Annotated in this window: 23 protein-coding genes; 12 read left to right on the top strand and 11 right to left on the bottom strand. The window is 70.5% G+C overall.

What is annotated here, in order from left to right; genetic code table 11:
- Genes LXN57_RS25560 through LXN57_RS25550 form a run of 3 tightly spaced genes read left to right on the top strand, consistent with a single transcriptional unit; the run spans position 1 to position 2,423 of the window.
- Positions 1 to 786, top strand: a complete 786-nt coding sequence (locus tag LXN57_RS25560; RefSeq protein ID WP_251800749.1) for an amino acid ABC transporter ATP-binding protein — start codon at positions 1 to 3, stop codon at positions 784 to 786.
- A gap of 33 nt (positions 787 to 819) precedes the next feature.
- Positions 820 to 1,443, top strand: a complete 624-nt coding sequence (locus LXN57_RS25555; protein ID WP_251800748.1) for a HEAT repeat domain-containing protein — start codon at positions 820 to 822, stop codon at positions 1,441 to 1,443.
- Positions 1,437 to 2,423 (top strand): HEAT repeat domain-containing protein, encoded by a 987-nt coding sequence (locus tag LXN57_RS25550; RefSeq protein WP_251800747.1) that lies wholly within the window; start codon positions 1,437 to 1,439, stop codon positions 2,421 to 2,423. The genes LXN57_RS25555 and LXN57_RS25550 overlap by 7 nt, the downstream gene beginning before the upstream one ends.
- 10 nt (positions 2,424 to 2,433) lie before the next feature.
- On the opposite strand, the gene LXN57_RS25545 is transcribed toward LXN57_RS25550, so the two are convergent.
- The gene (locus tag LXN57_RS25545; RefSeq protein WP_251800746.1) at positions 2,434 to 2,907 is read right to left on the bottom strand and encodes a DinB family protein; all 474 of its coding nucleotides are present in this window, start codon (positions 2,905 to 2,907) and stop codon (positions 2,434 to 2,436) included.
- A complete protein-coding gene (locus tag LXN57_RS25540) occupies positions 2,904 to 3,503 on the bottom strand; it encodes a class I SAM-dependent methyltransferase (protein ID WP_251800745.1) in 600 nt (199 codons plus the stop codon). Before LXN57_RS25540 ends, LXN57_RS25545 begins: the two co-directional genes overlap by 4 nt.
- A gap of 65 nt (positions 3,504 to 3,568) precedes the next feature.
- On the opposite strand from LXN57_RS25540, the gene LXN57_RS25535 reads away from it, so the two are divergent.
- Positions 3,569 to 4,147 carry a helix-turn-helix domain-containing protein gene (locus LXN57_RS25535; protein ID WP_251800744.1) on the top strand — a complete coding sequence of 193 codons (579 nt, stop codon included), beginning with the start codon at positions 3,569 to 3,571 and terminating at the stop codon, positions 4,145 to 4,147.
- A gap of 13 nt (positions 4,148 to 4,160) precedes the next feature.
- Here LXN57_RS25535 and LXN57_RS25530 read toward each other — a convergent pair whose 3' ends face one another.
- Both LXN57_RS25530 and LXN57_RS25525 read right to left on the bottom strand, forming a co-directional pair.
- Positions 4,161 to 6,902 carry an alpha-amylase family glycosyl hydrolase gene (locus tag LXN57_RS25530; RefSeq protein WP_251800743.1) on the bottom strand — a complete coding sequence of 914 codons (2,742 nt, stop codon included), beginning with the start codon at positions 6,900 to 6,902 and terminating at the stop codon, positions 4,161 to 4,163.
- The gene (locus tag LXN57_RS25525) at positions 6,902 to 7,150 is read right to left on the bottom strand and encodes a hypothetical protein (RefSeq protein WP_251800742.1); all 249 of its coding nucleotides are present in this window, start codon (positions 7,148 to 7,150) and stop codon (positions 6,902 to 6,904) included. The genes LXN57_RS25530 and LXN57_RS25525 overlap by 1 nt, the downstream gene beginning before the upstream one ends.
- Before the next feature lie 230 nt (positions 7,151 to 7,380).
- On the opposite strand from LXN57_RS25525, the gene LXN57_RS25520 reads away from it, so the two are divergent.
- The gene (locus LXN57_RS25520; RefSeq protein WP_251800741.1) at positions 7,381 to 8,049 is read left to right on the top strand and encodes a hypothetical protein; all 669 of its coding nucleotides are present in this window, start codon (positions 7,381 to 7,383) and stop codon (positions 8,047 to 8,049) included.
- Positions 8,050 to 8,094: 45 nt separating this feature from the next.
- Here LXN57_RS25520 and LXN57_RS25515 read toward each other — a convergent pair whose 3' ends face one another.
- The 3 genes from LXN57_RS25515 to LXN57_RS48370 all read right to left on the bottom strand — a co-directional run bounded on the left by LXN57_RS25515 (position 8,095) and on the right by LXN57_RS48370 (position 10,205).
- Positions 8,095 to 8,940, bottom strand: coding sequence for a class I SAM-dependent methyltransferase (locus LXN57_RS25515; protein ID WP_251800740.1), 846 nt, complete (start codon positions 8,938 to 8,940; stop codon positions 8,095 to 8,097).
- 57 nt (positions 8,941 to 8,997) lie between these two features.
- Positions 8,998 to 9,504, bottom strand: coding sequence for a hypothetical protein (locus tag LXN57_RS25510; protein ID WP_251800739.1), 507 nt, complete (start codon positions 9,502 to 9,504; stop codon positions 8,998 to 9,000).
- 239 nt (positions 9,505 to 9,743) lie between these two features.
- Positions 9,744 to 10,205: an STAS domain-containing protein gene (locus LXN57_RS48370; RefSeq protein ID WP_369077291.1), complete on the bottom strand. Its 462-nt coding sequence runs from the start codon at positions 10,203 to 10,205 to the stop codon at positions 9,744 to 9,746.
- Positions 10,206 to 10,739: 534 nt separating this feature from the next.
- On the opposite strand from LXN57_RS48370, the gene LXN57_RS25500 reads away from it, so the two are divergent.
- From LXN57_RS25500 to LXN57_RS25480, 6 genes are read left to right on the top strand one after another with little or no spacing between them, the layout of a single operon-like run.
- Positions 10,740 to 11,300, top strand: coding sequence for a hypothetical protein (locus LXN57_RS25500; protein ID WP_251800737.1), 561 nt, complete (start codon positions 10,740 to 10,742; stop codon positions 11,298 to 11,300).
- Positions 11,297 to 11,455 (top strand): hypothetical protein, encoded by a 159-nt coding sequence (locus tag LXN57_RS25495; RefSeq protein WP_251800736.1) that lies wholly within the window; start codon positions 11,297 to 11,299, stop codon positions 11,453 to 11,455. The genes LXN57_RS25500 and LXN57_RS25495 overlap by 4 nt, the downstream gene beginning before the upstream one ends.
- A 54-nt stretch (positions 11,456 to 11,509) precedes the next feature.
- Positions 11,510 to 12,487 (top strand): NAD(P)H-quinone oxidoreductase, encoded by a 978-nt coding sequence (locus LXN57_RS25490; protein ID WP_285904674.1) that lies wholly within the window; start codon positions 11,510 to 11,512, stop codon positions 12,485 to 12,487.
- On the top strand, positions 12,484 to 12,915 hold the full coding sequence (locus LXN57_RS48365) for a lipocalin-like domain-containing protein (RefSeq protein ID WP_369077290.1): 432 nt from the start codon (positions 12,484 to 12,486) through the stop codon (positions 12,913 to 12,915). The genes LXN57_RS25490 and LXN57_RS48365 overlap by 4 nt, the downstream gene beginning before the upstream one ends.
- Complete coding sequence (locus LXN57_RS25485) at positions 12,804 to 13,121, top strand: lyase family protein (protein ID WP_251800883.1); 318 nt, start codon at positions 12,804 to 12,806, stop codon at positions 13,119 to 13,121. Before LXN57_RS48365 ends, LXN57_RS25485 begins: the two co-directional genes overlap by 112 nt.
- Positions 13,046 to 13,477: a DUF1275 family protein gene (locus LXN57_RS25480; protein ID WP_251800875.1), complete on the top strand. Its 432-nt coding sequence runs from the start codon at positions 13,046 to 13,048 to the stop codon at positions 13,475 to 13,477. The genes LXN57_RS25485 and LXN57_RS25480 overlap by 76 nt, the downstream gene beginning before the upstream one ends.
- On the opposite strand, the gene LXN57_RS25475 is transcribed toward LXN57_RS25480, so the two are convergent.
- From LXN57_RS25475 to LXN57_RS25465, 3 genes are read right to left on the bottom strand one after another with little or no spacing between them, the layout of a single operon-like run.
- Positions 13,422 to 16,205 (bottom strand): helix-turn-helix transcriptional regulator, encoded by a 2,784-nt coding sequence (locus LXN57_RS25475; RefSeq protein WP_251800734.1) that lies wholly within the window; start codon positions 16,203 to 16,205, stop codon positions 13,422 to 13,424. The two genes, LXN57_RS25480 and LXN57_RS25475, sit on opposite strands and share 56 nt — an antisense overlap.
- On the bottom strand, positions 16,202 to 16,906 hold the full coding sequence (locus LXN57_RS25470; protein WP_251800733.1) for an alpha/beta fold hydrolase: 705 nt from the start codon (positions 16,904 to 16,906) through the stop codon (positions 16,202 to 16,204). The genes LXN57_RS25475 and LXN57_RS25470 overlap by 4 nt, the downstream gene beginning before the upstream one ends.
- A 53-nt stretch (positions 16,907 to 16,959) precedes the next feature.
- Entirely contained in the window at positions 16,960 to 19,737 is a 2,778-nt protein-coding gene (locus LXN57_RS25465) for an AfsR/SARP family transcriptional regulator (protein WP_251800732.1), read from the bottom strand.
- A 116-nt stretch (positions 19,738 to 19,853) separates the two neighbouring features.
- Between LXN57_RS25465 and LXN57_RS47980 the strand changes: the two genes are divergently transcribed.
- The gene (locus LXN57_RS47980) at positions 19,854 to 19,976 is read left to right on the top strand and encodes a hypothetical protein (RefSeq protein WP_285904673.1); all 123 of its coding nucleotides are present in this window, start codon (positions 19,854 to 19,856) and stop codon (positions 19,974 to 19,976) included.
- A 4-nt stretch (positions 19,977 to 19,980) separates the two neighbouring features.
- Here LXN57_RS47980 and LXN57_RS25460 read toward each other — a convergent pair whose 3' ends face one another.
- Positions 19,981 to 23,217 (bottom strand): GH92 family glycosyl hydrolase, encoded by a 3,237-nt coding sequence (locus LXN57_RS25460; RefSeq protein ID WP_251800731.1) that lies wholly within the window; start codon positions 23,215 to 23,217, stop codon positions 19,981 to 19,983.
- Between the last annotated feature and the right edge of the window lie 42 nt (positions 23,218 to 23,259).

Genomic DNA, 23,259 nt, shown 5'->3' with positions numbered 1-23,259 from the left:
ATGCCGGCGATCGAGATCACCGCGCTGCACAAGTCGTTCGGGAGCCTGGAGGTGCTGCGCGGCATCGACCTGACGGTGGCGGCGGGCGAGGTCGTCTGCGTCATCGGGCCGTCCGGATCGGGCAAGTCCACCCTGCTGCGCTGCGTCAACCTGCTGGAGGAGCCGACCAGCGGTTCGATCCGGGTCGCCGGCATCGAGGTTACCGACCCCGACTGCGACATCGACGCCGTACGCCGGGGTGTCGGCATGGTCTTTCAGCAGTTCAACCTGTTCGGGCACCTGACCGTCCGGGAGAACGTGACCATCGCCCAGCGCCGCGTGCTCAAGCGCAGCCGGGCCGAGGCCGACCGGATCGCGGCCGAGAACCTCGACCGCGTGGGCCTGGCCGACAAGGCCTCGTCCTACCCCGCGCAGCTCTCCGGCGGTCAGCAGCAGCGCGTCGCCATCGCGCGCTCGCTGGCCATGGAACCGCAGCTGATGCTGTTCGACGAGCCGACCAGCGCGCTCGACCCGGAACTGGTCGGCGAGGTGCTCGCAGTCATGCGGGGCCTGGTCGCCGACGGCATGACCATGCTCGTGGTGACCCATGAGATGGCCTTCGCCCGCGAGGTGGCCTCGCGGGTCGTCTTCATGGACGACGGCGTGATCGTCGAACAGGGCCCGCCGGCCGAGGTCTTCGGGAAGCCCCGCGAGGAGCGCACCCGCGAGTTCCTGCACCGCGTGCTCGAACCGGCCCGGGTCAGCGAGACCGAGATCGGAGCCCACCTCACGGACGGAACCGCTTGACCTTGACACCGTGACAAGGTCTTCACTGAGGTCATGGTTCTGAACGCGCTGAAGGCGAACGAGTCCTCGACCCGGCTCCAGGCGGCCCTGGCGGCCGGGACCCGAGCCGACCCCGAGCTGCTCGAGGCGCTGGTGGAGCGGTGCGCGGTCGAGCCCGACTTCTTCGTGCGGGACATGCTCACCTGGGCCCTGACCCGCCTGCCGCCCGGGCTCACGGTGCCCCGGCTGGTGGCCGAGTTGCGATCCCCGATCGCGCAGGCCCGCAGCCAGGCGTTGCATACGCTGTCGAAGGTGGGCGACCAGGACGCCTGGCCGGCCGTCACACGGTCGCTGCTGCGCGACGCCGACGACGAGGTCGCGCGGGCGGCCTGGCGGGCCGCGGTCGAGCTGGCGCCGGAGGGTGAAAGGGAGGGGCTGGCGGTGGAACTGGCCACACAACTCGGACGCGGCGACCGGAACGTGAAGCTGAGCCTGAGCCGGGCCATCGTCGCCCTCGGCTTCGAGGAAGCTCTGCAGGCGGGCCTGGCCAGCGCCGACCCGCAGGTGCAGGCCCACGCCCGCGCCACCGAGACGCTGCTGCGCGATCCGGAGGCGGGCTTCGACGCCGCTGTCGCGGAGGCCACCCGGGTGGTCGCCCTGGGGCCCGACCGGTGCTGATCGGCGACGTCGCCCGCCGCTCCGGGGTCAGCACCCGGATGCTGCGGCACTACGACCGGCTCGGGCTGGTGCGCCCGACCGGTCGTACCGTCGGCAACTACCGCGAGTACTCACCCGACGACATCCGCCGGATCTTCCACGTGGAGAGCCTGCGGTCGCTCGGCCTGTCGCTGCGCCAGATCGCGTCCGCCCTGGAGGACCCCGGCTTCACCCCGGCCGCGCTGGTCGGCGACCTCATCCGGTGGGCCGAGGAGCGGCTCGAGCGGGAACGGGAGTTGCTGCAACGGCTGCGGGCGGTCGACGCGACGGCGCCGTCCGACTGGCAGGACGTGCTGCGCATCGTCGAACTGATGCACGGGCTCGACTCGCCCGACGCCGCCCGGCGCCAGCAGGCCGTCATGGCGCCGGCCGAGGACGTGCCGGTTCCGGTCGAGCTGCTGGCCGGGGCGGTGCTGGCCGAGTCCGACCCGAACGTAGCCGGGGCCCTGCGGTGGGCGCTGGCCCGGGCCGGCAACGAAGGCCTGACCGGCCTGGCCGCGGGCGTCCATTCCCCGGACGTCGAGATCCGGCGGCGGGCGGTGGTGGCGATCGCCGAACTGCCCGGCGACGAGGCGACGGCTGTGCTCGCCGACGCCCTGGGGGACGAGGATCCGGTCGTACGGGGGAATGCCGCTCTCGCCCTCGGCCAGCGCGGCGTGACCTCGGCCGTGCCGGTGCTCGTCGACATGGTGGTCGAGGGCGTGAAAGACGTGGACGCGGCCGAAGCGCTGGCGGCCCTGGAACCTTCCAGCGGGGAGCGGATCATCGCCGCTCTGGTCGACGCGCTGGCAGCCGGGGACACCGCGGTGCGGATCCGGCTGACCCAGGCGCTGGTCGAGTTGCCGGGCCCAGCCGCGGACGAGGTGCTGCGCCGGCTGACCCACGACGAGGACCAGTCGGTCGCCCGCGTGGCCTCCGCGTTCGTGAAGCTGAGAACGTAGGGCGGGCTCTTCAGCGGCCGGTGGCGCCGTCCAGTTGTTCGCGGAGGATGTCGGCGTGGCCGGCGTGGCGGGCGGTCTCCTCGATCATGTGGGTGAGGGTCCAGCGCATAGTGGGGGCCGCGGCTCGGCCGCCGGGGCGGGGTGCGGGGCGGGACAGGTCGCTGTAGGTGTCGATGACCTCGTTGGCCTGGCGGGTGGCTTCCCGGTAGTCGGCGAGAAGTTGGTCGAGCGTTTCGGTGCGGGCGGGCCTCAGGGTCCGGCGCAGGTTGGTGATCGGCCGGCCCAGGAAGTAGAAGCGCTCCACGTGGGCCAGGTGTTTGATCAAGCCGAGCAGGTTGGTGCCGGAGGGAACGCCGGGGGTGCGGACCTGAGGTTCGGGGACGCCGGCGGCTTTGGTGGCGATCGCCTCGCGTAGGTAGTCGAGGAAGCCGAGCAGGGTGGCCTTCTCGTCGGTGTCCGTCCACGGCGGGCCGGTGTCTCTCATGCGGGGGCCCGCTGGATCAGCAGGACGTTGTCGGTCACCGTGGCAGTTCGGCCGCCGGGTCCGGTGGCGCGGCGCTGGGGCCGGTCGGCTCGCACCACGGACCACTGCCGGGGGTCCAGAGCCATCCCGGCGGCCACCTCGGCCGGGGTGGGGAAGTGGGTGCCGGGGTCCTGGTTCCACGACCAGGGGGCGATGGAACCGTGGTCGACCACCAGGAGCAGGCCGCCGGGGCGCAGCGCGTGGGCGGCTGTGCGCAGCACCTGGGCCCGGTCGAGCGGGAGCGGGGTCTGGAAGTACTGGGCGGAGATCAGATCGAAGGCGCCGGCGGGGAAGCTCACCGCGAGGTCGTGCTGCTCCGCCGTGATCGGCAGGCTGTGGGCCCGCACCTGCTCGACGGCGGTGGGGGAGACGTCCACGGCGGTGACCTGCCAACCGTGCCGGGCCAGCCAGATCGCGTCACCGCCGGCGCCGCAGCCCAGATCGAGGGCGGCGCCGGGCTTCAGCGGGGTCGCGACCTCGACCAGCAGCGGGTTGGCGGGGCCGCCCCAGGATTGGCGGGCGCGATAGTGCTTCTCCCAGAACAGTTCGGCTGTCATGCGGCCAGCGTGGCCGACGCCGTTCCAGTCTTGCAAGAAAAGTTGCGGATCCGCATGATGAGCGGATGGGCAAGGTGGAAGAGGATGTGCTGGCCGGGGTGGGTTCGCGCCTGCATGAGCTGCGGCGGGCACGCGGCACGACGCTGGCCGAGCTGGCGGCCGAGACGGGGCTGACGGCCAGCACGCTGTCGCGGCTCGAGAACGGCAAGCTGCGACCCACGCTGGAACAACTGCTGCCGTTGGCCCGGGCGCACGGGGTGCCGCTCGACGATCTGGTCGCTGCCCCGCCCACCGGCGACCCGCGCATCCATCTGCGGCCGATACGCCGGTTCGGGCTGACGATCGTGCCGCTGACCCGGCGGCCGGGCGGGGTCCAAGCCTACAAGGTGGTCTACCCGCCGGCGGGTCGTGCGCAGACCAGGAAGCTGCAGAGCCACGACGGGTACGAGTGGTTCTACGTGCTGAACGGCAACGTCAGGTTCCGGCTGGGCGAGCAGGAATACGAGCTCGGCCCAGGCGAGGCCGCCGAGTTCGACACCCGTACGCCGCACTGGATCGGCAGTGTCGGCGCCCAGCCGGCCGAACTGCTGACCCTCTTCGGAGCGCAGGGCGAGCGCGCCCACCTGGCCGCGCCCGCCCCTTGAGCCGCCGGGACCGTCAGCTGGTCGGGGGCGCTGTGGCGTAGACGGTTGGATCGCCCTGCTTCAGCCAGATCTGCGGGTTGTCGATCGGGGTGAAGGCGCGGTCACCGCCGGGCTCGCGAGTGGTGGGCACGGTGTCGCCGTTCGGGAGATGCATGATGAAGTTGATCGGCTTCGTGTCGTCGACGAGCGGAATTTCGTACGATGCCCAACCGCCCTCCACCCGCGTCGGGGGCCACGGCTGGTCCCAGGCGATCTGGGCCAGCGCAGCCGGATCGACGGCCTCGCCCCACAGGTGCAGGCCCCAATCCGTGTAGTCGCCGGCCGGGCGGAAGTAGTTGACCGTGGCCGTCGTCAGGGGTGGGCCCGCGTAGCGGACCGTGCGGATCGGGCTGACCACCGAGGGATCGCGGAGCACGGCCCGGTAGCGGATCTGCGTGCCCGCGGCCAGGTTGAGCGGCGCCAGGTCGTCGAAGACCGTGTACGCGGGCGACGAGTCGTCCCGGCCGATCGTCGTCCAGGCGCCACCGGCGATGCTGCGCTCGAACCGCACCACGTGGCTCGCCCGTTCCGGGTCGGCCACCGCCCGCACCTCGACCCGGCCACGCACGTTGGCCGCCTCGGCCGGGGCCTCGATGGTCAGGGATGGCGCGGGCACCCGGGCCGAGCGCGACGAACTCGTGCGGGTGTGCCCGGCGTTGTCGAGCACCACGGCCCGGTATTCGACCTGCGTGCCGGTGGGCAGGCCGGACACGTCGTGGAACACCCGGTACGGCGCGTTGTCGTCGGTGCCGATCGGCGTCCAGCCGCCACGTCCCGTACGGGCATAGAAGCTGACCTCGGCGAACGACGAGCCGCTCAGCGAGGCGGAGACCTGCATGCGGCCACGCGATTCGGCGGACGGGGAGGGCGCCGCCAGGGACACCGCCGGAGCGGCCTTCGAGGCGGGGATCCGGCCGACCGAGGCGTAGACGACCGTGGACAGCGGCGGAACGGTGACCGACAAGGCCCGGTCCGAGCGCGAGGTTGCCGTGGACGGCCCGGCTCCGTACACCTTCTCGAACCTGCCGCCGGCGATGTAGGTCGGGACAGCCGCCGTCTGCGCGACAGTGCTGTTGTTGAGCGCGACCACATATTCGCGCTTGTCGGTTCGGGAGAACGCGTAGATTCCGGGCCCCGAGGCGGCGTACCGGTGCTGGTGCGCACCGTCCCGCAACGTCGGATGCCGGGACGTCAGCGCGGCCAGGCCGGCGATCCCGGCGTACAGGGGATGGCCGGTCACGAAGTTGTCCTGGGCGTGCGTGGCGGCCGTGCCGATCAGGTCGTCGTCGAGATACTCGGGCACGCGGCTCGCGAACATCGTCTGCCGGGCGTCCTGGTCGCCGCCGGGGCCGGTGAAGCCCTGCTCGTCGCCGTAGTAGATGACCGGGTTGCCGCGCGAGAAGTACATGAGCTCGTGCGCGAGCCGGTCGCGGGCCAGCCAGGCGGCGTCGCCCGCGCCCGGGTTGTCGGCCTGCACGAAGCTGCCGATGCGCCCCATGTCGTGGTTACCGAGGAACGTGGGCAGTTGGTAGACGTTGGAGTCGGCGTCGGTGTACCAGTCGTCGCCGGCGAAGAACTGTTCCAGCGCGGCCGCGGACTGCCCGCGCGAGGCGTAGTTGCGGGCCGCGTCCTGGAACGGGAAGTCGAGCACCGCCTGCATCCGGTCCTTCGTGGTGAACTGCGAGGTGAAGCTCTTCGAGGTGTCGAAGACCTCGCCGAACATGAAGAACTCGGGCTTGCCGTGCCGGCGGGCGAACGCGAGCACCTCGGGCCCGAACTTCTGCCAGAACTCGTCGCCGACGTGCTTCATGGTGTCGATCCGGAAGCCGTCGATGCCGAAGTCGGCGATCCATTTCCGGTAGACGTCGATCATGCCGTTGACGACGCGCGGGTGCTCGGTGAAGAGGTCGTCGAGGCCGAAGAAGTCGCCGTAGAGGGAGTTCTCGCCGACGAAGGTCGTGTCGCCCCGGTTGTGATAGAGCGTGGTGTCGTTGAGCCAGGCCGGGACCTTGAGGTTCTTCTCGGCCTCGTCGAGCACCGGCTCGTACGGGAACGACGTCGACGGGTCGAGCGCCGGGAAGCTGGACTTGCCGGCGTAGTCACGGTCGTCGAACGGGCGTCCGGTTGCGGTCCGATAGGGCGAGACATCCTTCGACACGTACGGCTGCCGCGCGCCCGACTCGTAGCCGATCACGTCGGCCGTGTGGTTGGTGATGATGTCGAAGTAGACCTTCATGCCCCGCTGGTGGGCCGCGTCGATCAGCGACTTCAGCTCGGCGTTGGTGCCCAGGTGAGGGTCGATCTGGGTGAAGTCCGTGATCCAGTAGCCGTGGTAGCCGGCCGACGGCCCGTCCTCGAGTTGCACGGCCTTGTTCTTGAAGCTGGGCGTCAGCCAGATCGACGTGGTGCCCAGGCCCTTGATGTAGTCGATGCGGCGCAGCAGCCCGGCCAGGTCGCCGCCGTTGTAGAAGCCCTTCTTCGCCGGGTCGAAGCCCGACACCAGCGGGTCGGCGCCCAGACCGCCCTGGTCGTTGGCCGTGCTGCCGTTGTCGAACCGGTCGGCCATGACGAAGTAGAAGTTCTCGTCGGTGACCGGCGAGCGCAGCGAGTGGCGACCCTGGAGGCCACCACCGCCGGACGCGTGGGCCGGGGCGCTGATCACCCCGCCCGCCAGCACCGCGGACAGAAGGACGGCAAGTTTGCGGCGTATGTGCATCAGAACTCCTGAAGAAGCAGGATTTCGCCGATGGCGGTGAACAGTTCGTTGTCCAGATCGAGGGCCTGCAGCGAAGAGAGGCGGACCGCGAGCGGGCGGTCGGCCGTGGCTGCGTCGAGCACCCGGGTCTTGGTTGGATACTCGATCTGCGCCCGGTCGAGCAGCGTGAAGACCAACCCGGCCACATCGTCGCGGCGCAGGCCGGGACGGGCGCCGACGGAGATCCGTAACGTGGCCGTAGCAGGCACGTCATGGACTGTAGTGGATGTTCGAGTTTCGCCACGGCGAATGCCGGTCGGGACTGGCAGGTCGTCCACGGTTGCGACCGGATCGACGCCGGTGAGTGCCGGAACGGTGGTTGTGAGGGCGAGGGGCGTCTAGGCTGCTGCTCCGTGACCAGTTTCAGTTCAGCTCTGGGAACGCACGTATGAACAGCCTTCGGGGTTCGGGGATGGCCCGGCCTCCGGCCCTGGTGTGGATGGTGATGCTGGGGGTTGCTGCTGTGTTCGTCGTCGGCTTGGTTGCGCTGTGGGCAGTGCCGCTATGGCTGACGCGTCATCCCTCGGTCGGGCTCGGCGCGGCCGAACGTCTCAAGGCCGTCAACGATGCTCGAGGCTCCGTCATCGCTTTCCTCGTAGTGATGGGGACGGGCGGCACCCTGGTCTTCACCGCCCGCACGTTCCAGCTGAACAGGGCGGGCCAAGTGGCCGAGCGATACACCCGGGCTGTTGACCAGCTTGGCGCCGAGACCCTTGAGAAACGAATCGGCGGCGTCTATGGCCTCGAGAGCATCGGAGTCAACTCCGTTACGGCCAGACGCACAGTCATCTACGTATTAGGGGCCTTTGTTCGGAGCCGATCGGCGTGCAGCCGCGGGCCCGAGGAAGAACCGGCCGAGGACGTCTATGCCGCCCTGCGGGTTGTCAGCCGGTTGGCGCCTGAGACCGATGTAGTAGTGAATCTCCGCAATGCTGATCTGCGTAATGCGCGACTGCTGTTCATGAACCGGGTGAACGTCCGCCTTGATGGAGCCGAACTGACCGGTGCCGTTCTTCCCGACACCTGGACGGCTCTGGTCGCTCCGCTCGGCCATTCCGCCGATTCCGGTGACCCCGAGACCGTTGCATCATCATCGGAATCCTCTTGATCGACCGGTTGCCGCACTGCCGTGCCCATCGGGCCGTCCGTCCGGTCAGGCGTAGGTGGCTGACGGGGCTGAGGCCTGGGCGCGGACCAGCCAGCAGGCGGCGGTGAATCGTACGTCGGAGCCCTTGACGTAGGGGGCGAAGGCCGGGCGGACGGCGTCGATGACCTTGGTGCGGATCGGGTCGTCGGCGTCGGGGAGGGCCAGTCCGACCGGGCCGAGGCGGGTGAAGTAGCCGACCAGGTCGGACTCGGGGAAGGCGCACTCGACGTCGACGGGGTCGATGGTGATGCCGGCCCAGCCGGCGGCGTCGAGGATGGTGCGGACCTTGGCGGCGTCGGCGAAGGCGAACTGGCCGGGGCCCTCGACGCGGCGGGGCGGCAGGTTCGGCAGCAGCGGGGCGGCGGCCCGTTCGGCGGCTGTCATGAACGGGTTCTCCTCGATGGCGCGCCACGCCACGAAGGTCAGGTCGGCTTCGGGGGTCGCGGCCCGGCGCAGGTTGCTGAACGCGCGTACGGGGTCGTCGAAGAACATGACGCCGAAGCGGGAGATCACGGTGTCGAACGAGTCCGCCGCCCACTGGTGTTCCTGCACGTCGGCGCAGAGGAACTCGGCGCCGGCGCCGCGGGCCTCGGCGGCAGCGATCATCGAGGCCGAGATGTCGACGCCCACGCAGCGGCCCCCGGGAGCGAGCCGCTCGGCCACGGCGACGGTGGTGACGCCGGTGCCGCAGCCGACGTCGAGGACGCCGCGACGACCCGGGTCCACGGTGCCGACGAGCAGATCCTCCAGCGGGCGGTACATCCCGTCCATCAGTGACTGGAGTTGCACCCAGGCCTGGCCGGACGGCCCGTTCCAGCGGGTGGCGCCTCCGTAGCCGGTCGTGCTGCTCATGCCGTGCCTCCCCGTTCCGGTGGTGTCGGGCAAACGGTAACGCGGACCGGCCCGGCCTCAGTGCGTGACCGGCTCCAGGCAGCCGAACTCGCCGTTCGCTCCGGTGACCTCGACCAGTACCCGTTCCGGGCGGACGTCGCCGATCACACAGCCGGCCTCCGGGAACCGCACCTCGAAGACCGCCCCCGGCGGTTGCCGCATCTCGCTGACGCCCACGTCGTCGGGGCGCAGCCCCAGGTCGAGCAGGGCCTTGCGGGTGGACGCCGGGTCGAAGTCGCCGGCCTTCCGCAGAGCGGTCAGCTTCGGGCGGATCCGCGCCGCGAGGGCGTCCCCGGTGCTCTGCTCGCTGGGGGTGAGCTCGTGCCGCTGCTTCCATCCGTTGTTCTCAGCCTGATGCGGCGCCCCGTCGCCCGGCGGCGGCCCGGCCGCGACGTCCGGTGGCGCCGACGCGGTCACGGACGGCGTCGGAAGCGGCGCCGCGTCCCCGTCGCCCGCCCCGGGTCGCGCACACCCGAGCACGAGCAAACCGAGCACAGCCGCCGTCAGCCATCGGTAGCGCATCATCAACCCCCGTCGCGGAATCGTACGGGGAGTTGTCCAGGCGCCGGGGCTGCGCCGGGGCGTGTGCGGCTGGGCGATCAAGGCGGGATGATCTGGGGTCGAAGGAACCGGTGGGGATTCGGCTGTTCCGGGCGGCGATGACGGACGACGGCAGGACTGTCGAATCGAAGTCGCAAGGAATTCAGGCACGGCTGTCCCGTCGGCGACGTTTCGTAATCGCGACGGCCAGGGTCGTCGCTCAGCTACGACGCTGTGCGGGCCGTGTTGCGGCGGATGAACGCCCGCCGTCTCCGCCCGGGTCGTCGCCGTGACGCCCGACCACCTCTTCGGGCGCGTGCAGAGCATCCGGCAGCTCGTCTCCCGGGTCGCCGCCCCCTTCGGCTCGCTTCTGGCCGGCCCCGGCTCGGGCACGTTCGGTGGCGGCGCTGGTCGTCGTCGCCCTGTTGGTGGCCGTCGCCGGCCACCTCTTCCACGGCTTGCAGAAGGCTGGTCCACCCGAGCACCTCGATGATGCGCCGGATCGGCAGCGGGCATCCGGCGAACAACAGACGCCGCCCGTCCGAACGCAGAGCTGAAGCGGCCCGCGCGAACACCCGCAGCCCTCCGACGTCGATGAACGTCAGCCCTGACACGTCGACGACGACATCCCCCGGGCAGTAGCGCAGCACATCGGCGACCAACTCCAGCGTCGGCAACTCGCTCATGTCGGCTTCCCCGCGCAGGCGCACCCCCGGCGGCGCCGTCGTCGCGGTGACTTCCAGTTGTCCCTCCATGGAATCCAACGGTGGCCTACCCCGGCCTCCGTCGACATCGCGCAAATGTGTGACCTATCGGTCGGCGGCCTGTGTTCGGGCTGATTGCCCGGCCTGAGGTCTGGCGGTAATGGTTCGCTACATCACACAGCGGCGCCGGAACATTTCGGCGGCCAGTCGCCTCTTCGATTTCCGCCGTGGCCGGCGGTGAGCCTGACACATCAGGTCCCACGCTCTGGCCTGGGGATACGTGGCCGGAGTTCATCTTCAATTCTTAATTCCGGACAACACTGAAGCGCTCTTATATCTATCTTCACGAATGCCGTGGTTGGGTCCCGGGTTGCTTATGCGATGTGCGGACGGGAGGCGAGTGATGTGGGGTGCTGGACACGAAATCTACCTTTCGAATCGCGGGTGACAGACCCGCCGTGATCTCAGGGTCACGCAACTTCGCCGGGATACCGGCACCACCGTAGGGAAGATCCGATGAGCGTACTGATCCGCGACGACCTGGTGCTCTCGCAGGCTGTGGTCACCGCTGACGTGAACGCACCGTTCGAGCACGTCGACATCGAGCAGTGGCTGAAGACGCTGCCGACCCACGAGTACCAGCGGTGTGCTCCCGGTGACCACAAGGCTGCCGGCTACACCGTTGACGACGACGGCACCCCGATGTCCATCAACATCGAGATGATCGGTACCGGTCTGGTCATCCAGCAGTACCGCTTCGAGGTGGCGACCCCGCACTACTGCAAGATGGTCTCGCTCTCCGATGTGCTCACGCCGGGCGGCTGGACCACCACGCAGGTCATCTGGGAGCTCGGCATGGAGCAGCTTCAGGACGACCAGCTGCGGTACGTCAACACCGTGACGTCGCACCCGACCGAGGACTTCCTGAAGTTCATCATCGCCAGCGGTCAGACGTTCGAGGACGCCGCCGCAGCCCGTCAGCAGGCCTCCGGCGAGCACTGCAAGCTCGAGACCCCGCACTACGCGCGGAGCATCGCGAACTTCGCGAAGGCCCGGGCCGCCGAGGCCACCGCGTGACCGGCGAGGACGCGCACCCGCACCACCACACGGTGGAGGTGCATGAGCACGGCGACGGCTGTGGACACGAGGCGGTCGTGCACGGCGACCACCTCGACTACATCCACGACTCGCACCGGCATGCCGTGCACGACGGTCACTACGACGAGCACTGAGGTACCGGGTGACCGGCGGGAGCCGGTCACCCGGACCGACGAAAGGAAGACCCGATGTCCTCAGCGATACGGTTCGACCACCCAGGCCCTCCGAACGTCCTGCGTTCGGTCCGAGTGCAGCGGCCCGAGCCTGGGCCGTGCGAAGTGCGCATCGAGGTGGCGGCGGCGGGCGTGAACAACGCCGACCTTCTCGAACGCCGGGGCCAGTACCCGGTGCCGCCGGATGCGCCGCCCGGGCTCGGTCTCGAATGCGCGGGAACGATCACCGCTGTAGGGAGCGAGGTGACCACCTGGCAACCGGGGGACCAGGTTTGCGCCCTGCTCGCCGGGGGCGGCTATGCGCAGGAGGTGATCGCCCCCGCCGCGCAGGTGATGCCGGTACCAGCCGGCCTGAGCATGGTCGAGGCGGCCGCGCTGCCAGAAGTCGCCTGCACCGTCTACTCCAACCTCGCCATGATCGCCCGTCTTGCCCGCGGGCAGGCCGTGCTGATCCACGGTGCCGGCGGAGGAATCGGATCGTTCGCGATTCAATGGGCGACGGCGATCGGCGCCCGGGTCGTCAGCACCGCGGGCAGCAAGGCCAAGACGGAGGCCGCGTACGGGCTCGGCGCCGTCGCCGCGGTCAACTACCGAACCGAGGATTTCGTCGCCGCGACGCTCGACGCCACTGACGGCCGGGGTGTCGACGCCATCCTCGATGTCGTCGGAACACAATATGTGCGGCGCAATCTGCAGTGCCTCGCGCCGGACGGGCATCTGGTGATCATCGGAGGCTCGGTGCGGCCGGTCTCCTTTGATCTTTGGGAGTTGATGTCGCGGCGGGCCAGCGTGTCGGCCACCCTTCTGCGTGGCCGGCCGGCTGATCAGAAGGCGGCGATCGTGGCCGGTGTGACCCGCGACGTCCTTCCCCTCGTCGAAGCCGGCGCCATCCGCGCCGTCGTCGACACCGTCTTTCCGCTGGATCAGGCCGACCAGGCGCACGAGCTGCTGGAGGCCGGCCGAACCATCGGCAAAGTGGTCCTCGAGACGTGAGCATCTCGGAACAGGACCTGGTCGGCGCCTGGCGACTGGTCAGCGCCGTCGAGGTGTACAGCGACGGAGAACGGCGGCCGGAGTTCGGTCCCGCGGCCGACGGCTACCTCAGCTACAGCCCCGACGGCATCGTCTCGGCAACGCTCGGGAGCACGCGACGCCCGCCCAGCGAGGCGTCCGACCCGCAGCGTGCGTCCGACGACGACCTGGTGCGCATGGCCCGCGATTTCATCGCTTACGCCGGTCCATTCACGGTCGACTCGGCAGGCGACACCGTCACCCATCACATCGACGTCTCGACAGCATGGGGCATGTCATGGTGCCCGCCGACCGCTACTGGGGTGCGCAGACGCAACGTTCCCTGCAGCATTTCTCGATCGGTCACGACCGCATGTCGATCGAGGTCTACCGCGCCTACGAAGTCGTGAAGAAGGCCGCCACGCTCGTCAACGAGCAGGCCGGCCGGCTGCCGGGCTGGAAGGCCAAGGTGATCGTGCAGGCCGGATCGGCGCGCACTCGCCGGCGGCGACCACCGTCCTACTCGCAGCGCAAGCCGCGCTGCTCGCGGTTGCGGCCGCTCTGTCATTCACCATGCACGCGTCCGTCCACCCCTCAGCGGGCCCAGCCGTCCTGATCGGCATGTTCGCCGTCTGCGCGATGGCCGTCCAAAACGCCTATCTGCATCTGGTCCCCGCGACCGCGCTGTCCACCGCCGTGATGACCGGCAACCTGGTCGCGGCGACGACCGCCGCCACCGACATCGTGCGCTCGCGGGGCCGGGACAGGGCCGCGCGGCAACGGTGGAGCCGGAGCTGGCCGCTGCTTGCGGGATTCGTCGGCGGCTGCCTGATCGGGGCGGCGGCGGCGACCCTGCTGAGCGACCGGGCGGCCGCCGTCCCGGCCGTGTGCGCCGTCGCCCTGCTGATCGGCGTGCTCAGACAGCGTTCGTCCGCTGGGCGAAAAGGCGGGCCAACTCCAACCGGGAGTTGACCTCCAGCTTGGTGAAGGCGTGCCGGAGGTGGGTGTTGACGGTGTGCGGGGACAGGAACATGGCGTTCGCGACCTGCCGATTCGTGGCACCTCCGGCGACCTTCTCGACAACCATGAGCTCGGTGGCGGTGAGCTGTGACCAGCGGTCGCCCGGCCGGCTCGGCGCCCGCCGGCCGCGCCAGCGCACGCCGACCTTGCGTAACGCACCCCGGACCCGGGCGGCGTCCCGGAGCGCGCCCGTCTCCTCGTAGATGGACAACGCTTCCTCGAGCAGGCGCCGGGCCTCCTCCGGTGCGGCGGTGCCGGCGGCCAGGGCGGCCGCATCCTCAAGCGCCGCGGACAGCGGCAACGGACGGGCGTACTGCCGGTAGACGGCGATCGCCTCGGCGACGGCGCCGGCGTCGCCGGTCAGCAGCCCGCGCGCGTGCCGGGCGGTGGCGGTCAGAAAGGGAAAGCCCGGATTGGCCGCGGCCCGATCCTCGGCCACCACCACCGCGCGCTCCGCCCAGGCTTCCTCGCCGATCGCGCGGGCGATCCGGACGAACGCGACGTCGTCCGCCGGGTCGGCGGGCGAACCGAGCGCCGGGCCGACGCTCCCCATGGCGACGGCGCCCTTGGCCAGCAATTCGCGGATTCGCCCGGGGCCACGGCGGTGAGCGACCGCGACCAGCACGCTCAGCCATAGGCCGGCCCGGCGGACCAGCGGAGCCCGGTCGGTCCGCATCCGTTCGGCCTCGGCGTCGTAGCGGTCGGCGGTGGCCAGGTCGCCGGTGTGCAGGGCCACCCGCGCCGCGGTCATCAGCGCGGTGCAGTCCGCGTAGTTGCCGGCGCCGAGCTCGTCGGCCATGGCGAGCACGCCCTCGGCCTCCGCCCGGGCGTCGGCGAGCCGGCCGGCGTCATAGAGCAGCCGGCAACGGTCCAGGCTCCACTGGCGTACCAACCAGGCCTGCCCGTCGCGCTGGGCCACCCGTGTGCCCTCCACCGCCGACCGCAACGCCAGGTTCGGCCGCCCGCTCAGCGAGTCCAGCCAGCTTCGCCACTGCACCGCGCCCCACATGATCTGGTCCGAGCGGACCGTCCGGGAGATCGCCACCGCCTCGTCGGCCAAGTCCATGGCTTGCTGCCAGCGGTGGTGATACATCGCGGAGACCGACGACGAGGCCACGCAGAGCGCCCGAGCGCCGTCGTCGCCGGCCTCGACCGCCGCGGCCATCGCCCGGCCGAGCACCTCGTCAGCCCGGGCGAAGTCGCCGACCATGGTCAGGTTCACGCCCATCAGCGCGAGCGCCTGCGCCCGTCCAGCCGGCGGCAGGCCGGCGACTCCCACCGCGAGCTCGCATTGCCGCACCGCCTCGGCGAACGAGTACTGACTGCTCGCCGCGGCGATACCGAGCCGGGCCACCGCCTCGGTCGCGGAGTCGACGCCGTCGGCCAGCAAGGTGTGCCCCAGCGCGGTCGCGTCGGCGGAACGCCCGGCGAGCCAGAGCAGCCGGATCGTCTCCACGGTGATCTCCCGGTGGGCCGGCGTGTGGTCCGCGGTGAGCGTCAGCGCGCGCCGGCTCAGGTCGGCGGCCCGCGAGGGCGCCCCGGCGGCCAGCTCCGCGGCGGCTCGCCGCAGGGTCGAGATCGCCTCCCCGTCGCCCGGTTCCGCGCTGTCCGCCAGCAGTGCGGCGACCTCGGCCGGCGAATGGCCGAATCCGGTGGCCAGGTCGGCCGCCTCGCGCCGGATCGCCCGGGCCACCGCGGCCGGAACGGTCATCCGGATGGCCTCGCGGATCAGGTCGTGCCGGAATACCAGATCCCCGCCGTCGGCTTGAACAAGATCCTCGACCTGGGCTTCCCGCAGGGGAGCGACCAGCGTGGCCGGGCCGCGGTGCAGCACCGCGGCCAGGAATGGCACGTCGAGCCGGCGTGACATGACCGCGGCGACCTCGAGAACCGCCCGCGCGTCGGCGCTGAGCCGGGCGAGCCGGCGGGCGACGAGGCCGCCGAGCCGGGCCGGCAGGTCGGCCCGGCCCGCCTCGCGGATGCCGGTCATCAGCTCGCTGATCAGCAGCGGGTTGTTGTCGGCCTCGCCGGCCAACGCGAGCGCCTCGGCCGAGGCAGCCTCGCCGAGAACATCGCGCACCATCTGTGCAGCCGCGTCGTCGGCCAGACGATCGAGGACCACGGTGGTCGCGCCGTCCGCCGCGAGCCGAGCCCGCGTCTCGGTATAACCGGCCGTGTCGTCGCCTGATCGGCCGGCAAACAACCAAGCCACCGCCACGCCGGACATCCGCCCGGGCAACGCCCGCAGGCCCATCATCGTCAAGTCGTCGCACCACTGGAGGTCGTCGACGAGCATCAGCACGGGCCGGCGCGAGGCCAGCTGTTCCAGACCCTCCTCGACTTCCTGCAGCAGCCAGTAGCGGTGATCCGGCCGTGTGGCGAGGGCCCGGGCCCGGTCCGCGTCGAGCACCGGCTCGGACCCTGCGAGCATGCCGCGCAGCAGCCCGTCGCCCGGCATCACCGCGGCATCTGGTTCGCCGGCCACCCGAAGGACCCGAAGCCCGTACCGCCGGGACAGTCGCTCCGCCTCGTGCAGGAGCCGGGACTTGCCGGTGCCGGGCGCTCCGGTGACCACGACGGTCGAGCCGCGCCCGCCGGCCAGCGCGTCGAGGCGCTCGGACAGCACCGCGATCTCGGAATCGCGGCCGCGCAGGGGATAGCTGTGCGGATCTCTGTTCATGCTGACGCCGCCTCACGGATCACGCCGGCGACCTGTTCAGGGTGGGCGAGCATCACCGCGTGCGAGGAGTCAATCTCCACCGTCCGGATGCGCCCCCGCTGGTATCCGAAGCGGGCGACGTCTGGGTTGACGATGCCGTCGCCGGTTGCGATCACGCCCCAGGACGGCTTCACCCGCCAGGCCGCGACCGCCGCCCGCTCGGCCAGAGCAGTGGCGGCCAGCGGCCGTTGGGAGACCGCCATGACCCGCGCCAGCGCGGGATCGACGTCGTGTGCAAACACGTCCGGGAACTTCTCGATGTCCACGCTGAGGTCGGTGCCAGGCTCGGTGGATCCTTCCAACGGGTACGGGGTGTGCACCAGCGCCGAGGCCAGCTCCGCATCGGGGAACCGGCCCTGCAGCTCGGCCACGCTCTCGCCCTCCCGCAGCGCGAAGCCGCAGAGGTAGACCAGGGCCCGGACGTTCGACTCGGCCCCGGCCACGGTGATCACCGCCGAGCCGTACGAGTGCCCGGCCAGCACCACCGGCCCGGCGATCGAGCGAAGGACCGAGCGAAGGTACGCGGCGTCGCCCGCCAGCGAGCGGTTGGGCACCGGGGGAGCGAGCACCCTGAACCCGGCGTCGAGCAGCTGCGGCACGAGCCGGGCGAAGCTGGAGGCGTCGGCGAAGGCGCCGTGCACGAGCACGACTGTGGGGTTCATCTCAGGACCTCTTCCTTGGTGATGACCCGAGCAGACCAGAGATCAGTGCAAAATCATTTACCACCCTTCGCACTGGCCGGCTCAGCGAGGACGCGGTCGATGTCGGCCTGCTCCTTGGCCAGCTTCTCGGCGCTGAAGGTCTCGGCGAGGGCCTCCTCGTGGCGCCGGGCGAGCTCGCCGAAGAGATCCGCCGCCGTGCGCGCCCGGACCGCATCACCGAGGCGGTGATAGACCTTGGCCAGCAACCAACTGGCCGAGTAGAGCGTCAGAATGTTGCCCGGCGGCGAATGCGCCATCGCCCACTCACCCACCTCGACCGCCAACGCGTCCTCGGACATGTCATAGGCCCATGACGCTCGTTGCAGAGCTACGTTGATCTGGAAATCCGTCATGCCGGCTTCCTCGGCCAGGGCGTAGGCCTCCGCGATCGCGGCAGCACCCTCATTCATGAAGCCGGAATCGGTCAGCACGATCGACAAGACGTTCAGCGCATAGGCCAGCACACTGGGGTCGCCGCCCTGCCGGGCCGCAGCCACGGAACGTTCCGCGTAGTCCCGGTGGCGGTCCTGACCGGACGTCGTGGGCGACGAGGCCAGCACCCGCAGGACGTGCGCCTGGCTGATGAGGTCGCCGCGACGCTCCGCAATAGCGAGGGCCCGGAACAGGTATTGGTGGGCACTCGCCCGGTCGACGTGCTTGAGCTGGATTGCCATCTCGCGCAGCATGAGAGCCTCGAGCTCGAGGTCACCCAGGGCCTCGATCCCGCGCAGTGTCCGCTCCCCCGGCCGGCGATCGTCGGCGGTCAGATCCAGGCGGACCGATCTGACCGGCCGGAGATGCAGCTGGATCAGGGCCGCCTCCCGGAGCCAGCCCCGGTTGAGGGCCAGCTCGACCGCGCCCAGCACGGCCGCGCGCTCCCGGTCGTACCAGTCCAGCGCCGCCGCCACGTCCGGCACGAACGCGGCAAAGACGTCGTCCGGCGGCGGATCGAGGTCCAGTGGCGGCCGGAGCCGGAACGCCACGTACGAGTTGCGCGCGGAGTGCACGTAATGCACGACCAGCCGGCGTTCCGCCTCGAGCCGGTCCCGCGCGTCGTCGTTCAGCAGTTCGGCCGCGTACGCGTGCAGCAGATCGTGCATGGTGTTCCGGCCCGCGCCGAGCGGGGTGATCATGTTGGCGGTGGCCAGCTCGGTCAGGGCCGCCCGCACGTCGGCTCCCGCGATGCTGTTGGCCACGCCGGTCGAGATCGCCGCGGCCGGATGAACCGCGAGCAGCCGGAAGAGCCGGGCCGCGGGCGCGGTCAGGATGGTGTAGGACCAGGAGAGGGCGGACCGGACGTCGTCGTTCTGCTCACCGGTGGCGAGCCCGTCCAAGCGGCGGCCCGCGGGTGCCAGCTCGGCCGCCACGTCGTTCAGACTCATCCGCGGGCTGACCGCGATGCGGGCCGCCGCGATGGAAAGCGCGAGGGGGAGACCGGCGCAGAGCCGGACCAGCCGGTCGGCGGCCGCCGGCTCGCCGGCCAGGCGGGCCGCGCCGAGCCGCAGCGCGAGCACATCCTTCGACGCCCGGGAGCTGAGCCGGTCGACGTGCACCGGCCACGCCCCCTCCCGGGCCACCAGGCTCGGCATCCGGTTGCGGCTGGTGACCACGACCAGGCAGCCCGGCGCGGCCGGAAGCAGTGGGCGCACCTGGGCGGAGTCCCGGGCGTTGTCCAGCAGGACGAGCATGCGCTGCTTCGCCATCACCGACCGGAACTGGGCGCCGAGCGCACTCGGATCCGCACTTCCGTTCGGGGTGGCTCCCACGGAAAGCAGCAGCGTCGCGAGCGCCTCGACGGGCCGAAGCTGCCGGCCGCCCGGTTCGAAACCCCGCAGGTCGAGGTAAAGCTGACCGTCCGGGTAGTCGCCGGCGATCCGGTGAGCCCAGTCCACGGCGAGCGCCGTCTTGCCGGAACCTCCCATACCGTTCAACACGATCAAGCCTGATCCACGGCCGGCGGCCATTCCGTCGGCCAGATCCGGGCGAGGGCTGAAGGCGGCCACGCGCAGCGGCAGCTGAGCGGGCCGGGCCGGGTCCGGTGTCTCCGGATCGGTCACCGCGTCGAGGTGGGCCGCCCGCAGCTCGGTCCCGGGGTCGGCACCCAACTCGTCGGCGAGCCGTCGGCGTATCTCCTCGAAGTGGGCCAGCCCTTCGGCCCGGCGCCCGGCGGCCGTGAGTAGCCGGACCATCCGGGCCTGCAGCGGCTCGTGCAGGGGCGCGGCGGCGGCGTAGGCCTGGAGCAGCGGGAGCAGGTGATGCGCCGGTGGTTCGCCGAGGGCGGCGTCGGCCGCCTCCACGGCCGCCTGGACGCGGGCCGTCTCGATCGCCCGGAACGCGGGCAGGCCGGTCAAGGCGGGTGGCAGCTCGGCGAAGGGCTGGTCACGGGCGAGCCGCAGCGCCTGCTCGTACTTCTGGGCCGCGTCCGCGCCGGCCGCGGCGCGCGCTTCGTCCACCAGAGCGAAGAACGCCGCCAGGTCGGAGACTCGCGCGTCCAGGCTCAGCCGGTACCCGTCGCCCATCGGCTTGACCCACGCGCCGTCCTCGCGGTTCGGCAGGTCCGGCTCGAAAAGCCGGCGAACCTGCCCGATCAGACGCCGGACCTGGTTCACCGCGCTGTCCGGCGGACGATCGCCCCAGATGGCGTCGACGAGCTCGGACGTGCTCACCACTGTTCCGCGCGCCGCCAGCAGAACGGCGAGCACGGCCCGCTGCCGTGCCGGGCCCAGCTCGACCTCGATCCCGGCCCGCCACAACCGCAGCCCGCCGAACACCCGGACGCGCATCGTGATCATGCAGCATGATCTCTCGGCGCGGACCTCCACCGCAACGTTTCCGCAGGCCGGACCGTCTTCGCCTACCGTGCCCGGGTCGGGCGGCGCCACCGGGCGAGGACGTGCCGCTCGACGAAATGACGGAACGGGACCTCTACGGCACTCTCAGGGTGCTGCTCCAGCAGATCGCCCTGGTCTCGAAGCGTGACAGGTGGGCCATGCGCACCCTCGTGACCGGCGCCGAGCGGCGTCTCGGCTGATCGGTCAGGCGAGCAGCTCCCACTCGGCCAGCTGGGTCGCGGCGCCGCCGTGGTTGGCGGTGATCTGCAGGCGGTAGCGCGAGTAGGCCGTCGTGGCAGGGATGACGAAGGCGCGGGTCTGGCGCCGGTCGGCGAAGTCCAGGTTCGAGCGTGTGTCCACCGTCGTCCACGTGGCGCCGTCGTTGGAGCCCTGCAGCGTCCAGCTTCGGGGGTCGCGTTCCGGGGCGTCGTCGGCCGAGGTGAGCGTGTACTGCTTCACGGCCGCGGCGGCGGGCAGGCGGTACTCGAGCGTGCCCGTGCCGGCGAACGTCAGCCACTTGGTGAGCGAGGTGTCGTCGACCAGCTTGGCGGCGGTCTCGTTGGGGGCGTTCTCGCCGCTGGCGCTCACCGTGCCGCCGGTGGCCTTGTCGGACAGGGGCCGCGGGGCCGCGGCGCCCGTGGTCAGCGAGGGCGGTACGTCGCTGGCGCCGGTGCCCCACGAGGACGGGTTGGGGCCCATCACGAAGCTGAGCGTTCCGCCCGCCTGCAGGTCGGCGTGCGTGAGGTAGTTCTTCGTGTAGGCGGCCCCGTTGAGCGTCGCACTCTGGATGTATCTGTTCGTGTCGCTCACGCCCGGCGCCGACACCGTGAACGTGCGGCCGTTCTCGAGCGAGACTGTCGCCGAGGGGTGCAGGGGCGCGCCGATGGTGTAGTCGGTGCTGCCCATGCGGGCGGGATAGAAGCCCAGCGCGCTGAACACGTACCAGGCCGACATCTGGCCGTTGTCCTCGTCGCCGAGGTAGCCGCCGCCGTTGCCCGCGCCCGATCCGTACAGCTTGGTCAGCACGTCGCGGACCCGGTTCTGCGTCTTGGCGGGAGTGCCGGCGTAGTTGTACATGTAGAGCATGTGATGGATCGGCTCGTTCGGGTGGGCGTACTGGCCCATGTTGGTGTCGTAGGCCTCCCGCATCTCGTGGATGACACCGCCGTACGAGCCGGGCAGGTAGTCGCGGGACGCCGCGAACACCGAGTCGATTTTCGCCGACAGTTGCGCCCGGCCGCCGTACAGGTTGGCCATGCCCTGCGGGTCCTGCGGCGCGGGCGTCGCATAGTGCCAGGGCGCGCCCTCGGTGAACTCGTAGCCCCATTCGTTGGGGCGGAAGGACGAATCGGCCGTACGCCAGGAGCCGTTGGACTGCTTGCCGCGGAAGAACCCGGTCGACGGCGACCACAGGTTCGCGTAATCGAGGGCCCGGTTCTCGAAATAGGCGGCGTCCTCGGCGAATCCGAGCGCCCGTCCCAGTTGCGCGATGCCGAAGTTGTTGTTGGCGTCCTCGAGCGTCCACGAGGCCGCCTCACCGCGGACGTCGGTCGGCACGTACCGCTTGAACGTCGACACCTCGATTCCCTTGCGGCCACGCGAACCCGACGACGAGTACACCGCCGCGTTCTTCACCATCGACGCGTACGCGGCCCGGAAGTCGAAGTTCCGCACGCCCTTCACGTACGCGTCGGCGAAGGCCAGATCCTGGTTCGTGCCGACCATGATGTCGATGTAGCCGGGTCCCGACCAGCGCGGTGTCCAGCCGCCGTTCTTGTAGGCGTTGACGAAACCGTCGAGCATTTCCCCCGTACGGGTGGGAGTGAGCAGCGTGTAGAGCGGCCACACCGCCCGCGCCGTGTCCCAGAAGCCGTTGTTCACGTACATCTGCCCGTCGTGCACGGTGTTGTCGTACGGGCTGAAGTACTTGCGGACGCCCCCCACCGTCTCGGACATGTTGTTCGGGTACATGAACGCGCGATACATGTTCGAGTAGAACGTGACCTGGCGGTCGGTCGAGGCGCCGTCGAGCCGCACCTTGCCCAGCGTCGTGTCCCACAGGGCGGCGGCCTCCTCGCGTACGGTGTCGAAGGTCTTCGAACCGACCTCCTGCGAGAGGTTGGCGGTGGCCTGCGCGACGCTGATGTACGAGGTGGCCATCTTGAGCGTCACCTGCTCGCCGGCCGTGGTGGCGAACCGGATCCAGCTGGTGACGCCCTGCCCGCTCACGTTTCCGGTGGCGGCGATGGCCTTGTCGACGGTCGCCGAGAAATAGAGCCGGGGGCCCTTGTGGTCGAGGTGGCCGGTGATCGTACGGGCGCCGCTGTTGACGGTGATCGAGCCGCCCACCTTGTCGATGGTGTCGAACACGATGACCGACTCGGACGCGGCCGGATATTTGAAGCGCAGGACGCCGGCGTGATCGGTCGGCGTCATCTCGGCCGTGATGCCGTACGTGTCGAGCTGGGTCTTGTAGTAGTGCGCCTGGGCGATTTCGTTGCTGTGGCTGAAGGCCGACTTGCGCGCGTCCGGCGTCGTCTTGATCGAGCCGGTCATCGGCATCACCTGGAGCTGGCCGTAGTCGCCGATCCACGGGCTCGGCTCGTGGCTGACGCCGAAGCCCTGCACGGTGCTCGAGTTGTACTGATAGAGCCAGCCGTCGCTGTTGCCGTTGGTGATCGGCGTCCAGAAGTTGAAGCCGTTGGGCACCGTCGAACCCGGGAACGTGTTGCCCCGCGAATAGCTCACGTCGGAGTTCGAGCCGCGACGGGTGTCGACCAGATCGGACAGGCGGGCGGCCGGAGCGGCGGCCGTGATGGCGAGGTCGTCGACATAGCCGCGGAACGTGCCGGTGTTGGCCGGCTGGTCGTAGCCGATGAGGATCCGGTCGACCGTCTTTCCGGCCACCCACTGGCCGATCGACGACGTGACGAAGTTCCACCGGTCGAACCCGAGAACCGAACCGTTGCCCTGGAACGACGGGTGCACCCGGATGCCGTTCTGATCGACCGCGCCCGTGTCGCGCAGCCGGCTCCCGTCGGTGAAGACCAGGTCGACCGCGACGTCGAGGTGGCCGCCGGACTGGGGAAAGACCCAGTACGAGAGCGTGGTCGCCGCGGTCACCGGCAGATCCACGTCGAAGATCCGGTTGTACGAGTACGACGCGGTGGTGCTCGTGTCGTTGCCGGAGTACATCAGGGCGGACGCGCCCGCGTGGGCCGTCTCGGTGCGGAGGGCGCTCTCCATGCCGGTCAGCCCGCAGCAGTAGCCGCCGACGCCCGAGCTGCTCTCGACGCTGTTCTGCCAGGTGGGCTGGGGATCGCCGGTCTCGAAGCCGGTCACGAAGTCGCCGGGGGCGGCGGCCGCGGGGGTGGCGACCGCGACGCCCAGTCCGGCGGTCAGCAGGAGGGTGGCGAGCCAGGAAGTCGTACTTCTGCGCATGGCGTGACCTGCCGTTCGGGGCCGGGCGGGTGACAACGATGT

Origin of the sequence: Paractinoplanes hotanensis, assembly GCF_023717965.1 — a bacterium.
Classification (GTDB): Bacteria; Actinomycetota; Actinomycetes; order Mycobacteriales; family Micromonosporaceae; genus Actinoplanes; species Actinoplanes polyasparticus.
Note: the sequence above shows the minus strand (reverse complement) of the source record. Positions and strands in the feature narration are given on the sequence as shown.

Bases quoted from the DNA above. Each gene is read 5' to 3' on its own strand.
- LXN57_RS25560 (WP_251800749.1), top strand. From the start codon at position 1: ATGCCGGCGATCGAGATCACCGCGCTGCACAAGTCGTTCGGGAGCCTG.
- LXN57_RS25555 (WP_251800748.1), top strand. From the start codon at position 820: ATGGTTCTGAACGCGCTGAAGGCGAACGAGTCCTCGACCCGGCTCCAG.
- LXN57_RS25545 (WP_251800746.1), bottom strand. From the start codon at position 2,907: ATGAGAGACACCGGCCCGCCGTGGACGGACACCGACGAGAAGGCCACC.
- LXN57_RS25540 (WP_251800745.1), bottom strand. From the start codon at position 3,503: ATGACAGCCGAACTGTTCTGGGAGAAGCACTATCGCGCCCGCCAATCC.
- LXN57_RS25535 (WP_251800744.1), top strand. From the start codon at position 3,569: ATGGGCAAGGTGGAAGAGGATGTGCTGGCCGGGGTGGGTTCGCGCCTG.
- LXN57_RS25530 (WP_251800743.1), bottom strand. From the start codon at position 6,902: ATGCACATACGCCGCAAACTTGCCGTCCTTCTGTCCGCGGTGCTGGCG.
- LXN57_RS25520 (WP_251800741.1), top strand. From the start codon at position 7,381: ATGGTGATGCTGGGGGTTGCTGCTGTGTTCGTCGTCGGCTTGGTTGCG.
- LXN57_RS25515 (WP_251800740.1), bottom strand. From the start codon at position 8,940: ATGAGCAGCACGACCGGCTACGGAGGCGCCACCCGCTGGAACGGGCCG.
- LXN57_RS25510 (WP_251800739.1), bottom strand. From the start codon at position 9,504: ATGATGCGCTACCGATGGCTGACGGCGGCTGTGCTCGGTTTGCTCGTG.
- LXN57_RS48370 (WP_369077291.1), bottom strand. From the start codon at position 10,205: ATGAGCGAGTTGCCGACGCTGGAGTTGGTCGCCGATGTGCTGCGCTAC.
- LXN57_RS25500 (WP_251800737.1), top strand. From the start codon at position 10,740: ATGAGCGTACTGATCCGCGACGACCTGGTGCTCTCGCAGGCTGTGGTC.
- LXN57_RS25490 (WP_285904674.1), top strand. From the start codon at position 11,510: ATGTCCTCAGCGATACGGTTCGACCACCCAGGCCCTCCGAACGTCCTG.
- LXN57_RS25485 (WP_251800883.1), top strand. From the start codon at position 12,804: ATGGTGCCCGCCGACCGCTACTGGGGTGCGCAGACGCAACGTTCCCTG.
- LXN57_RS25475 (WP_251800734.1), bottom strand. From the start codon at position 16,205: ATGAACAGAGATCCGCACAGCTATCCCCTGCGCGGCCGCGATTCCGAG.
- LXN57_RS25470 (WP_251800733.1), bottom strand. From the start codon at position 16,906: ATGAACCCCACAGTCGTGCTCGTGCACGGCGCCTTCGCCGACGCCTCC.
- LXN57_RS25465 (WP_251800732.1), bottom strand. From the start codon at position 19,737: ATGATCACGATGCGCGTCCGGGTGTTCGGCGGGCTGCGGTTGTGGCGG.
- LXN57_RS47980 (WP_285904673.1), top strand. From the start codon at position 19,854: ATGACGGAACGGGACCTCTACGGCACTCTCAGGGTGCTGCTCCAGCAG.
- LXN57_RS25460 (WP_251800731.1), bottom strand. From the start codon at position 23,217: ATGCGCAGAAGTACGACTTCCTGGCTCGCCACCCTCCTGCTGACCGCC.